Genomic DNA, 12185 nt, shown 5'->3' with positions numbered 1-12185 from the left:
ACCCAGGGGTGTGACCGTGGGGTCGGACCCGGCGGGTCCGACCCCGGCCCTTCGACCCTGGGTGGTGTTGGCTGCCGCCGGCCCCTAGGCCGAACGGCGTTGATCATCGCGGGGGACCTTCAGCGGGCGCCGGGTTTGGCGCCCGCTCTCAGGTGACGGTGCTGTCGGTTCGCCTAGAAGTTGTAGGCGGCGCCGACCGAGAAAGTGTTCAGGTTGCTGCTTTCGGCCTTGCCGAACTTGACCGGCAGGTAGTTCCAGTCGGCCTTCAGCGACCAGTTCTTGTCCAGCGCGTAGGCCAAGCCCAGGCCGGCCGTTACGGCGAACTGGTTCTTCACGTCGCTGCCGATGCTGGTGTTGGGCGCGTAGTTCAAGTAGGCGACCTTGCCGCGCTGGTAGGCCACGCCGAGGCGCATGTTGACGGCCCAGTCCTCGTTCAGCTTGAGCGAGCCGGCGTGGACGACGGCGACGCCGCTCAGCTTACCCTCGCCCTGCTGCAGCACGCCGGCGCCGTTCTTGAAGGCGCCGGTGGCGGTGCCGCCGTTGTACACGCTCAGCTCGACCGCGTGCACGGTGGTCATGCCGAGCATTTGGCCGGTGCCCAGGGTGTAGCCGGCGTACAGCTTGCCGCCGCGGTTGGCGTTCTTGTCGCAGGCGTTGCCGCTCAGGCAGTCCAGGCTGTAGTGGTTGCGCAGGCCGACATCGACGCCGATGTAGCCGGGCGAGACCTCGGCCGCGCCGGCGGCGCCGGCGAGCAGTGCGGCGCCGGCCAGCAGGCCGGCGGACAAACGTGTGAACATCGAAGACATGTTATTTTTCCCTAGTGGTCAGCGTTATTTCCGGTAGAGCTCGCGTCATGAGCAAGATCGAAGCGGAGTGTCGCCCATTTCAGCCCGAGGTACTAATTGATTGTGCCGAGACGCGGAATTCTGTACATTAGGTAGCGGATGACGATACCTTTTGGCATTTTTACCAAGGAATGAAATGAGTTCACCGGAAATGTTGCTGCAAGTGCTGCGCAGCCAGTTGCGCGCCGCCGGCATGACCTACAAGCTGTTGGCCGAGCGCATCGCCATGAGCGAGTCCAGCGTCAAGCGCATGTTCGGCCAGCAGGACATGACGCTGTCGCGGCTGGCGCAGATCTGCAAGGCGGCCGGCATCGCGCTCGAGGACGTGCTGCGCGCGGCGGCCGACGCCACGCCGCACGCCGACGCGCTCACGCTGCCGCAGGAAAAATCGCTGGTGGCCAAGCCGCACCTGCTGCTGATGGCCATCTGCTGCCTGGGCCACTGGAGCCTGGAGCAGGTGCTCGAGACCTACAGCCTGAGCGAGCCGGAGGCGATCCTGCTGCTGACCGAATTGGACCGCCTCGGCCTGATCGAACTGAAACCCTTGAACCGCTACAGCCTGCGCGTGTCGAACGCCTTCCGCTGGCTGGCCGACGGCCCGGTGCAGCAATTCTTCCGCCAGCACGTGGTCAGCGACTACTTCGGCGGCGACTTCGACGGCGCCGGCGAGGCCCTGCTGTTCCTGCCGGCGCGGCTGTCGCAGCCCAGCGCGCGCGAACTGGTGGCGAAGATCCAGCAACTGGCCGCCGAGCTGGCGCGGCTGCACCAGAACGACCGCCGCCTGGCGCCGGCCGAGCGCGACGGTTTCAGCCTGCTGGTCGGCTTCCGTTCATGGGAGTTCGCCGCCTTCACCGCGCTGCGCCGCGCGCCGCCTCACCAGATCGGGCCGAGGAACAAATAGGCGGTGCCGCCGGCGCCCTTGGTGCTGCCGGCGCCGATGTAGAGCGGGCCGAAGCGGGTGTCGACGGTGACGAAGGCGCTGCCGGCCTGCTTCATGCTGGACCAGCCCAGCGGCTGGTCGCCGCCCCAGCCGCCGCCGAACTCGGCGGAAAAGCCCAGCCGCACCACGCCGCCCAGCGCCGCCGGCATGGCGCCGATCTCGCGCGCGAAGACCACCCGCCCCAGCATCAGGTTGTTGCCGTCGATCGACAGCGGCGCCGTGCCGGACAGGCGCAGGAAGCCGCCCAGGCTGTTGGGCGCGTTGCCGTTGGCGCTGCGCGACCACTCGCCGTAGACGTGGCCGGCCCAGCGTCCGGTGTGGAAGGCCTTCAGCGCCTGCAGGCTGAGCTCGTTCTTCTGCAGCGCCCGGGCGCCGCTGGTGTTGGCGTCGCTGCTGCGCTGCCAGTTCAGGTTGACCAGGGTGCCGCGGCTGGGAAAGGCGATCGAGTCCAGCGTGTCGACGTTGAAGCTCAGGCTTTGCACGTTCTGCTGCACGCGCTCGTGGCCGGCCTCGCCCAGGTCGGGCACGGTGACGCCGACGTTGCCGTTGAGCCGGGACAAGCCGACGCGGATGTCGCCCCAGTTGCCCAGTTGACGGCCCAGCGACAAGCCGACATTGTTGTAGTTGACGCCGGCCCGCGAGATGCGCCGGCCCTTGTCGAACAAGTCGACCGAGTAGGCGCCGTATTCGGCCGACGGCGCCAGATACCACTGCGAGCCGGCCCCCAGCGGCTGCCAGAACTGCAGGCCGAGGCGGCGCCTGGTGCCGATCTCGGCGTAGCTGCGCAGCTCGGCGCCCCAATCGTTGAGCGAACTGCGCAGATGCATCACCTTCAGCGCGAAGCTGTTGTTGTCGGAAAAATCGCTGGCCAGCTCGAGGCCGACCCGCAGGCGGTTGCGCGCCCACTCGGCCTCGATCGGGCGGATCAACACGCTGCGGCCGCCGTCCTGGTCGACCACGTCGGTCTCGACCCGCGCCAGGTCGCCCCGGCCGAACAGCGAGGCGCCGGCCTGCTGCGCCTGGGCGACGGTGATCGGCATGCCCAGCACCAGGCCGGTCTCCACCTCCAGCGCCTTGGGGTTGATGCGCCGGCCCGGCTCGATGATCAGGCTGACCAGCGGCAGCGGCTTGTCCTCCGGCGCCGGCGCGGCCAGGCGCTGCTGCTCGTAGGCGGCGTACTGCGCCTCGGGCAGCGCCAGCTGCAGCAGGCGCGCGCTCATCTCGCGCGCCGCCGCCTCGCCGGCGCGCATGGCGCGGTCGTGCCGCTCGAAGTCGAGGAAGCCGATGCCGTTCAGGTCCGGCGCGATCAGCACGTCCTTGGCGGCGAGCTCCTTGAGCGAGCGCTGCACGTTTTGTTCGGTGAGGATTTGCAGCATCTGCTGCGCCACGCCGACCGCGCTGCCCAGCTCCTTCTCCGGCGCCAGCGGCGTGCCGACGTTGACCGCGATGACGACGTCGGCGCCCATCGCGCGCGCCACGTCGATCGGCAGGTTGCGCACCAGGCCGCCGTCGACCAGCAGGCGCTCCTTGACGCGCACCGGCGCGAACACGCCGGGCACGGCCAGCGAGGCGCGCATGGTCAGGAACAGCGGCGTGTCGTCGAGGTTGACCAGGCTGCCGGTGAGCAGGTCCGAGGCCACCGAGCGGAACGGCAGTTGCAGGCGGTTGACCGGCTTGTCGCGGGCGCCGGCCGGCAGCACGCCGGACAGCGCGATCTCCAGCGCGGCGTTGCCGGCGGCGGCCGGCGGCAGCGACACGCCGGCCATGCTGGCGCTGAACTCGATGCGCGAGGGTAGCAGCGTGTCCTCCTCGCGGCGGCGGTAGGCCAGTTGGTCGCGCGGCGGCCGGTCGGCGATGACGCCGACCCAGTCGGTGCTGCGCACCAGTTGTTCGAGCTGCTCGACCGAGCTGCCGGCGGCGTAGGCGCCGCCGACCACGCTGCCCATGCTGGTGCCGACGACGAAGTCGACCGGCACGCGCAGCTCCTGCAGCACGCGCAGCACGCCGATGTGGGCGAAGCCGCGCGCGCCGCCGCCCGACAGCACCAGCGCCACCTTGGGCCGCAGGCGCGGCGCGTAGGCCGGGTCGGCGACCGCGGCGACCGGCGCCGCAACGACTGGAACGACTGGAACGGCGGCGGCCGGGGCGGCGGCGGCCGGCGCCAGCGCGGCGGCGCAGCCCAGCAGCAGCGCCAGCGCGCACGCCGGACGGGTCAGGAAAGGAGGGACAATCGGCTTCATGCGGCGGACTCGCTAGGTGGCGCGCGCGGGACGGGCGCGGCGGCGCCCGGCGCCGCTCGGCGCGCGGGGGTGGACGGTGCTGGGCGGGCGGCGGCGGGCGGGCATCCTCGCTGGCGCGGCGGGCCGGCCGCCTACTGGCGGTCGGGCGGCCCCAGCGTGGTGGGCGAGGCCGTCATGCGCGGCGGCGCCTGGGTCGGCGGCGGCGGCAGGGCGCCCGGGTTGTTGACCGCGGCGGGCTGACCGCCCTGCTGCGGCGGCAGCGGCGAAGCCGGCGCGCCGCCGTTGGCGCCGGTATCGCTGGCCAGTTCGAGGCGCTTGATCACGCCGCCCTCGGACAGCAGCACGTGCTTGGCGTGGACCTCCTTGACCAGCACGCCGGGCGCCACCTCGCGCCCCACCGCCAGCGCCTCGGACGGCTTGCCGTCGACCGCCAGGATGGCGGCGCTGCCACGGCCGTCGGCCGCCGCCACCACGCCCTTGAGCTGGTAGTTGCTGACGCTGGCCAGCGCCACCTGGCCGCCGAACAGGCCGCGCGCCGCCTCGGGCGACGGGCCGGCGGCCACCTGGGCCGGCGGCGCCGCGATCGGCCGCTGCGGCGGCTTGAACCATTGCAGCGCCCAATAGGCCAGCGAGGCCGACAGGGCCGCCAGCGCCAGCACGGTGCAGAAGAGGGGGAGTCGTTTCATGGGTCGGGCTTTCCTTGCTAGCGCACCAGCTGGTTGATTTCAATGATAGGCATCAGCACCGCCAGCACGATCAGCAGCACCACCACGCCCATCGCCAGGATCAGCGCCGGCTCGAGCAGGCCGGCGATGGTCAGCGTGCGCCGCTCCAGGTCCTGCTCCTGCGCGCTGGCGGCGCGGTCGAGCATGGCCGGCAGCTCGCCGGTGATTTCGCCGGCGCGGATCATGTGGATCAGCATCGGCGGAAAATGCTTTTGCTCGGACAGCGCGCGCGCCAGGCTGACACCCTCGCGCACATTGTCGCTAGCGTCGTCGACCAGGCGTTGCAGGGCGACGTTGGACAAGGTGTCGCGGCTGGTCTGCAGCGCGCGCAGGATCGGCACGCCGGAGCCGGTGGTGATGGCCAGCGTGCTGGCGAAGCGCGCCGTGTTCAGGCTGCGCTCGAACTTGCCGTACAGCGGCGCGGTCAGCAACCAGGTGTGCCAGCGCAGCTTGAGCGCCGGGTCGGTCAGCGCGCGGCGCCAGCCGAACCAGGCCGCCACCAGCAGCACCAGCGCCAGCAGGCCGTAGCTGCGCACGAAGTCGGACACGGCCAGCATCACCGTGGTCAGCAAGGGCAGCTTCTGCTTGGTGTTGGCGAACACCGAGACGATCTGCGGCACCACGTAGGTGAGCAGGAAGATGACGATGGAGAAGGCGACCACGGTGACGATGGCCGGATAGGTGAAGGCCAGCTTGACCTTCTGCACCAGGGCGTTGCGCCGCTCGATGTAGTCGGCCAGGCGCGACAGCACGCGCGACAGGTGGCCGATCTGCTCGCCCGAGGCGACCAGGGCGCGGTAGATCTCGGCGAAGTCGCGCGGGTGGCGCGACAGCACGTCCGACAGCGCGGCGCCGCCGATCACCTCGGAGCGGACCGAGGCGATCAGGTCGCGCACATAGGGCCGTTCGGCCTGTTCGAGCAGCGCCGAGAAGGCCTGTTCGAGCGGCAGGCCGGCCTCCAGCAGGCTGGCCAGCTGGCGCGTGAACAGCGCCAGCTCGGTGGTCGACAGGCGCTCGCCGAAGCCGCGGCTCTTGGCCACGCCGGCGGCGTCGAGTTGGGCCGAGATGGCGTCGACCTTCAGCGGCAGCAAGCCCTGGCCGCGCAGCTCGGCGCGCGCGGCGCGCGCGCTGTCGGCGTTGAGCACGCCCTTCTTGGTGGCGCCGCCGTCGTCGACGGCCTCGTAGCGGAATGCGGGCATGGTGGTCGGCCTAGTCTTTGGTCACGCGCAGCAGCTCGGCCGGCGTGGTGGTGCCGTCGCGCAGCCAGCGTTCGCCGTCCTCGCGCATGGTGCGCATGCCGCCGCGCACGGCGGCCGCCTTGACCTCGGCCTCGGAGGCGCGGTTGTGGATCTGCGCGCGGATCTGTTCGGTGGTCTCGAGCAGCTCGTAGACGCCGACCCGGCCCTGGTAGCCGGTGTGGCCGCAGTGCTCGCAGCCGACCGCCTGCCAGTGCTCGCCGTCGAAGCTCTTGCAGGAGCCGCACAGCTTGCGCACCAGGCGCTGCGCCAGCACGCCGAGCAGCGAGGACGACAGCAGGAACGGTTCGATGCCCATGTCGAGCAGGCGGGTGACGGCGGCGGCGGCGTCGTTGGTGTGCAGGGTGGCCAGCACCAGGTGGCCGGTCAGCGAGGCCTGCACGGCGATCTGCGCCGTCTCCAGGTCGCGGATCTCGCCGATCATGATGACGTCCGGGTCCTGCCGCAGGATGGCGCGCAGCGCCTTGGCGAAGCTCATGTCGATGCGCGCGTTGACCTGGGTCTGGCCGACGCCGGCCAGGTCGTACTCGATCGGGTCCTCCACCGTCATGATGTTGGTGGTGCTGGCGTTGAGCAGCGACAGCGCGGCGTACAGGGTGGTGGTCTTGCCCGAGCCGGTCGGCCCGGTGACCAGCACGATGCCGTGCGGCTGCTTGATCAACCGGTCGAACTGCGGCAGCATGTCGCCGCCCATGCCGAGGTGCTGCAGGTCGAGCCGGCCGGCCTCCTTGTCGAGCAGGCGCAGCACGGCGCGCTCGCCGTGGCCGGTCGGCAGCGTCGAGACGCGCACGTCGACCGGCTTGCCGCCGATGCGCAGGGTGATGCGGCCGTCCTGCGGCAGGCGCTTCTCGGCGATGTCGAGTTGGGCCATGATCTTGATGCGCGAGATCAGCGAGCCGTGGATCGCCTTGCGCGGCCGCACCACGTCGCGCAGGCTGCCGTCGACGCGGAAGCGCACCACCGAGGTCTGCTCGAAGGGTTCGATGTGGATGTCGGAGGCGCCGTCGCGCAGCGCCTGGGTCAGCAGCGCGTTGATCATGCGGATCACCGGCGCGTCGTCGGACGATTCGAGCAGGTCCTCGATGGCCGGCACGTCCTGCAGCAGCTTGGTCAGGTCGAGGTCGGCGTCGAACTCGTCGGCCACCAGCGAGGCGTTGCCGCCGGCGCCGGCGTAGGCGGCGGCGATGGCCTCGTCGAGCTCGGCGCGCGGCACGCTTTTCAGCGCGACGCGGCCGAAGCGGCGCGACACCTCGGCGATGGCGGCCGGCTTGGTGGCGCCGCAAACGCGCAGCTCGACCGTGTGTTCGGCCTGCTCGCTGGGCTGGGCCAGCAGCAGGAAGTCGCGCGCGAAGGCGAAGGGCAGCAGCTGGCTCATTGCGCTTGCTTGCTGCCGTTGGGGACCGCGCCGGGCGCCTGCTCGGGCGCCGGCTGCGGCGCCGGCGGCACCGGCCGCACCGCCATCGCGCCGCCCTGCGGCTGGCCGTCGAGCAGCGCCGGCAGCATCGGCTGGCCGAAGTCGTTGACCAGGATGCTGTCGGCCGGCTTGATGGCCTGCTCGGCGCTGCGCATGAACTCGTAGCGGTCGGTGGCCAGGCTGTTGCTCTGTTCCTTGGTGCGGATCACCACGGGACGCAGGAACATCATCAGGTTGGTTTTCTTGCGGGTGCGCGACTGGTACTTGAACAGGTTGCCGATGATCGGGATGTCGGCCAGGCCGCGCACCTTGTCGGTGCCGTCGCCGGTGCTGTCCTCGATCAGGCCGCCGAGCACGATGATCTGGCCGTCGTCGGCGATGACGTTGTTCTCGATGACGCGGTTGTTCAAGGTGATGCCGGCGGGCGCCGTCAGGGTCGACTTGTCGACACTCGAGGTCTCGTGGTAAATCGCCATCTTGATCGTGCCGCCCTCGGAGATCTGCGGCCGCACCTTCAGCGTCAGGCCGACTTCCTTGCGGTCGATGGTCTGGAACGGGTTGGTGTTGGTGCCCGAGGAGCTGGTGAACTGGCCGGTCAGGATCGGCACGTTCTGGCCGACCTTGATGGTGGCCAGCTCGTTGTCGAGCGTGATCATGTTCGGCGTCGACAGGATGTTGGCGTTGCCGTCGGTCTCCAGCGAGTGGGCCAGCGCGCCCAGGCCGAGCTGGCCGGCGACCTGCTTGAACACGCCGATCGACAGGCCGGCGCCGGGCAAGGTCGGCTTGCCGCTGTTCAGGGTGCTGGCGATGGTGGCCAGGTTGTTGTTGCCCGAGGTGAAGGACTGCAGGCCGCCGATGCGGTAGGTGCTGTTCGGATTGCCGCTGGCGCCGACCCACTGCACGCCGAATTCGGAGGCGCGGTCGGCGGTGACCTCGACGATCAAGGATTCGATATACACCTGGGCGCGGCGCACGTCGAGCTGGTCGATCACGGCGCGCAGGTTGCGGTAGACCGATTCCGGCGCGGTGATGATCAGCGTGTTGGTCGAGGCGTCGGCCTGGATGAAGCCGGCGCCGCCGCCCGTCGCGCCCTGCTGGCCGGTGGCGCTGTTGCTCAGCGCCGGATTGGTCGAGCCGGCGCTGCCGCCCTGGCCGGTGCCGCTGTTGCCGACGCCGCCGCCCTGGTTGGTGCCGCTGCCGCTGCCGCTGCCGGTGCCGGTGCCGCCGCCGGCCTGGTTGCCGCCGCCGGCGTTCTCGCCGCTGGTCACCGCGCGCAGGGTGGCGGCCAGTTTGGTCGCGTCGGCGTTCTTCAGGTAGACCACGTGGACGTTGCCCAGCTGCGCGGTCGGCTGGTCCAACTTGGCGATCAGCGATTTGGCCAGGTTGGCGCGCGCCGCCGACGGCGCGCGCAGCACCAGCGAATTGGTGCGCGAGTCGGACAACACGCTGACCCGGCCGCTGTCGCCGGCGCCGCCGCCGCCGGCGCTCGGCTCCATCAGCTTGTTGACCATGCTGGCCAGGTCGCTGGCGATGGCGTAGCGCACCGGAATCACGTCCAGGTCGGTGGCGGCCGGCGCGTCGAGCGCGGCGATGATCTTGGCCAGGCGCTTGAGGTTGTCGGCGTAGTCGGTGATGACCAGCGAATTGTTGCCCGGGTTGGCGTTGATGGTGTTGTTGGGCGAGATCAGCGGACGCAGCACCGTCACCAGATTGGCCGAGGACTCGTAGTTGAGGTGGAACACCTGGCTGACGATCTGGTCGCCCTTCGGCGCCACGGCGCCGGAGCCGATCACCGTCGGTCCCGACTGCAGCTTGGCGTCGGCCTCCGGCACCACCTTGGCGTAGCCGTCGCCGCTGACCACGGCGTAACCCTGCAGGCGCAGCGCCGAGGTCAGCAGGCTGAAGGCCTGCGACTTGCTCACGCTGCGCTCCGACACCACCGTCAGCGTGCCCTTGACGCGCGGGTCGATGACGAAGGTGATGTTGGTGTAGTGGCCGACCGCCTTGATCACCGACTCGATGTCGGCGCCGACGAAGTTGAGGGCCGCATCATCGCTGGCGGCGGCGCGCGGCGCGGGCGGTGCCGGCGCCGGCGCCGCGCTGGCCGCGGCGGCGCCGCAGCACAACAGGGCGGCGGCGCTCAGGCGGCGCAGGACGGGAAGGTGGGAGGTGTTGGCGGACTGTTTTTTCATTATCTGAACTCTAACGCGATGATGTTTTTGGCGCTGTTGGCACGGCGCTGACCAAGCAAATTCAACAAATTGGCCAACGTCTCTTCATATCCTGTTGCTGCTTCGGCCTGTCCGGAAAACTGGAAGCGGCCGTGATCCAAACTGCCGGTGCCGCTCAACAGCAGCGGCCCCTTGTGCGAACTCAGTGTCAACCTGGCCTGCTGGCCGTGCCAGTCGAGCGCCAGGGCGTAGCTGCCCAGCGGCCGCACCGGCGACAGGCGCGAGGCCATGTCGCTCATCTCCAGCGTGGTGCGGCCCTCGACGGCGACCATGTTCTGCTCCAGCGCCAGCGCCAAGGTGCTCCATTCCAGCCGCATGGTGCCGCTGGGCGCCACCGTGTTCAAGGGCGCGCCGAGACCGGACAGGCCCTCGGCCGGCAGCAGCAGCGCCGACGGGCTGAGCTGCCATTGCCGCCAGCCGCCACGGAAGTTGACCGGCTGCGCCAGCGCGTCCGGATTCTCCAGTTGCAGGTCGACCGTGCCGAGCAACACCAGCGGCGACAGGCGCCAGACGAAGCGGCCCGGCAGCAGCGGCGTGACCGGGCCGTTGCCGCCGGCGGCGCCGCCGATGAAGGCCGAGCCGCGCCACAGCGTACCCTGCGCGTCCCCCAGCGTCAAACGGCCGCCGCTGTGGCGTTCGACCAGCGCGCCCAGCCAGCTGGCCGGGAAGCAGAACAACAGCGTCGCCGCCGCGCTGAGCACGACAATCAGCAACCATAGCACGGCGCGCCTCACCGGCCGCCCCGCGGCTTGGCGACGCGCGGCGATGCCGTGCTCATTTGCTGTCGCCCTGGCGCAGGGTCAGCACGGCGTCGACCATGCCGGCCGGCGACTGCGCGCTGATGCTGGCCTCGCGCACGGCGACGCGGCTGTCGGCGCGCTGCGCGGCCAGCCAGGCCATCAGGTTGGCGAACTGCACGCCGTTCAGCTGCAGCTTGGCGTAGTCGCCGGTCAGGCTGATCGATTGCGCCGTCAGGCTGCTGGCGGCCAGGCTGGCGACCAGGGCGTCGCGCGTCATGGCCGCCGGCGCCACCTGGTTCTGTCCCTTCAACTGGCCCGCTTCGAGGGCCAGCGCCTGCAGTTCGGCGGCCTGCTGGCGCAGCAGCGGCAGCTCCTGCTGCAGCTTGACGCGGCCGTCGAGGGCCGGCGCGAGCAGCAGCGAGTAGGCCAGCGCCAACCCCAGCACCGCGCCGCCGATACCCAGCAAGCGGCGCTCCTGTTCGCTGCGGGCCTGCCAGAAGGCGGCGCCGGCGGCCTGGTAGTGCTGCATGGTTTGCTTCAATTTGCTCATGATTTGCTCCCGCCGCCGAGGCGGATCTTCCAGGTCTCGGGCGCCACCTCGGACAACTCCAGCTTGCGCGCGGCCAGTGCCGCCTTCAACTGGGTCAGCGCGGCGCCGTCGATCGTGTTGGGTTTGACTTTGACCTGCAGCGCGTGGTCGCGGTAGTCCAGCGCGGCGACGAAGTCCTTGCCGGCCAAGCCGGCCGCCGCCTCGCCGAAGGCGGCGCACAAGGCCAGGAACTCGTCGGGCGCGGCGGCGCCGCCGTCGGCGCGGGCCGCCGCGATGTTCTTGCGCATCTGCGCGGCCGGGTCGAGGATCACCGTCTCCTTCGGATAGGCGGCCTTGAAGGTTTGCAGCATGGCCTGCTTGACGCCGTCGGCCTCGCGCCTGAGGCGCAGCCATTCGGCGTTCAGGCCGACCACGTTGACCAGCACCGCCAACACCGCCAGCCGCAGCGGCCAGCGCCAGCGTTGCCACTGGCGCGCGCTGGCGCTGGCCGCGCCCAGGCCCTGCGCCAGGTCCGGCGCCGCCGTCCTGGCGGCGGCCACCCAGTGCGCCCAATGGTCTTCCAGCAGCGCCACGCCGGCCAGCTCGGGCAGCCCGGCCAACAGCGGCTGGTAGGCGGCATGCATGGCCGGCGCCAGGTACAGGCTGACCGGCGCGGTGCCGGCCAGCGCGCGCAGCGTGTGCAGAGCGGCCTGCGGCTCGGCGCCGAGCGCCAGGCCGAAGCCTTCGAATTGCGACTGGCGCAGGGTCAGCTCCAGGCCCTTGTCGCCGGGACTCAGCGCGGCCGACACGCTGCCCGGCTGGAATGGCAGGCACAGTTGCGCCGGCACGGCGCCGACGCTGTGCGCGCCCTGCGCCAGCAAGGCCTTGACCAGCACCTCGAGCCAGGCGCGCTGCACCACCGCGACGGTGCGCTGGCCGTCCTCGCCGAGCGCCGGCGCGACCGCCAGCACGCAGTCGGCCGGATCGCCCAGCACCTGCTCTTCGACCAGGTTGGGCAGCGCCGCCTTCAGCCGCGCCGCCGACAACGGCGGCACCTTGACGCGCAACAGCGTCACGTCGGAGGCGGCCAGCAGCAGCACCACGCGGCGCGACGAGGCCACCAGGTCGGCCAGGTTGCCCAGCGCGGCGGCGCCCTGCTGCAGCAGATTGCCGGCGTCGCCCACCACGGCGAACGGGCAGGACTGGGCCGCGCCGTGTTCGACGCTGGCCTTGGCCGGATAGCGGATATATAAGGTTGTCACAAG

Annotated in this window: 10 protein-coding genes; 1 reads left to right on the top strand and 9 read right to left on the bottom strand. The window is 70.7% G+C overall.

What is annotated here, in order from left to right:
* Positions 1 to 173: 173 nt before the first annotated feature.
* Positions 174 to 806, bottom strand: coding sequence for an outer membrane beta-barrel protein (locus H7U20_RS07800; protein WP_199519030.1), 633 nt, complete (start codon positions 804 to 806; stop codon positions 174 to 176).
* Positions 807 to 981: 175 nt separating this feature from the next.
* Here H7U20_RS07800 and H7U20_RS07795 point away from each other — a divergent pair, with 175 nt between their 5' ends.
* Positions 982 to 1746 carry a helix-turn-helix domain-containing protein gene (locus H7U20_RS07795; RefSeq protein ID WP_233410573.1) on the top strand — a complete coding sequence of 255 codons (765 nt, stop codon included), beginning with the start codon at positions 982 to 984 and terminating at the stop codon, positions 1744 to 1746.
* Here the strand turns inward: H7U20_RS07795 and H7U20_RS07790 are convergent.
* The 8 genes from H7U20_RS07790 to gspL all read right to left on the bottom strand — a co-directional run bounded on the left by H7U20_RS07790 (position 1719) and on the right by gspL (position 12182).
* Complete coding sequence (locus H7U20_RS07790) at positions 1719 to 4025, bottom strand: patatin-like phospholipase family protein (RefSeq protein ID WP_199519029.1); 2307 nt, start codon at positions 4023 to 4025, stop codon at positions 1719 to 1721. The two genes, H7U20_RS07795 and H7U20_RS07790, sit on opposite strands and share 28 nt — an antisense overlap.
* Before the next feature lie 131 nt (positions 4026 to 4156).
* The gene (locus H7U20_RS07785) at positions 4157 to 4711 is read right to left on the bottom strand and encodes a type II secretion system protein N (protein ID WP_199519028.1); all 555 of its coding nucleotides are present in this window, start codon (positions 4709 to 4711) and stop codon (positions 4157 to 4159) included.
* Positions 4712 to 4728: 17 nt separating this feature from the next.
* Positions 4729 to 5949 (bottom strand): type II secretion system inner membrane protein GspF, encoded by a 1221-nt coding sequence (gene gspF / locus H7U20_RS07780; protein ID WP_199519027.1) that lies wholly within the window; start codon positions 5947 to 5949, stop codon positions 4729 to 4731.
* A 10-nt stretch (positions 5950 to 5959) separates the two neighbouring features.
* Positions 5960 to 7381 (bottom strand): type II secretion system ATPase GspE, encoded by a 1422-nt coding sequence (gene gspE / locus H7U20_RS07775; RefSeq protein ID WP_199519026.1) that lies wholly within the window; start codon positions 7379 to 7381, stop codon positions 5960 to 5962.
* Positions 7378 to 9612, bottom strand: coding sequence for a type II secretion system secretin GspD (gene gspD / locus H7U20_RS07770; protein ID WP_199519025.1), 2235 nt, complete (start codon positions 9610 to 9612; stop codon positions 7378 to 7380). The genes gspE and gspD overlap by 4 nt, the downstream gene beginning before the upstream one ends.
* The gene (locus H7U20_RS07765) at positions 9612 to 10385 is read right to left on the bottom strand and encodes a type II secretion system protein N (RefSeq protein WP_199519024.1); all 774 of its coding nucleotides are present in this window, start codon (positions 10383 to 10385) and stop codon (positions 9612 to 9614) included. Before H7U20_RS07765 ends, gspD begins: the two co-directional genes overlap by 1 nt.
* A 40-nt stretch (positions 10386 to 10425) precedes the next feature.
* Entirely contained in the window at positions 10426 to 10941 is a 516-nt protein-coding gene (gspM, locus tag H7U20_RS07760; RefSeq protein ID WP_199519023.1) for a type II secretion system protein GspM, read from the bottom strand.
* Positions 10938 to 12182 carry a type II secretion system protein GspL gene (gspL, locus tag H7U20_RS07755; protein ID WP_199519022.1) on the bottom strand — a complete coding sequence of 415 codons (1245 nt, stop codon included), beginning with the start codon at positions 12180 to 12182 and terminating at the stop codon, positions 10938 to 10940. Before gspL ends, gspM begins: the two co-directional genes overlap by 4 nt.
* Between the last annotated feature and the right edge of the window lie 3 nt (positions 12183 to 12185).

Source organism: Rugamonas violacea (assembly GCF_016461825.1).
Lineage (GTDB): Bacteria > Pseudomonadota > Gammaproteobacteria > Burkholderiales > Burkholderiaceae_D > Rugamonas.
Note: the sequence above shows the minus strand (reverse complement) of the source record. Positions and strands in the feature narration are given on the sequence as shown.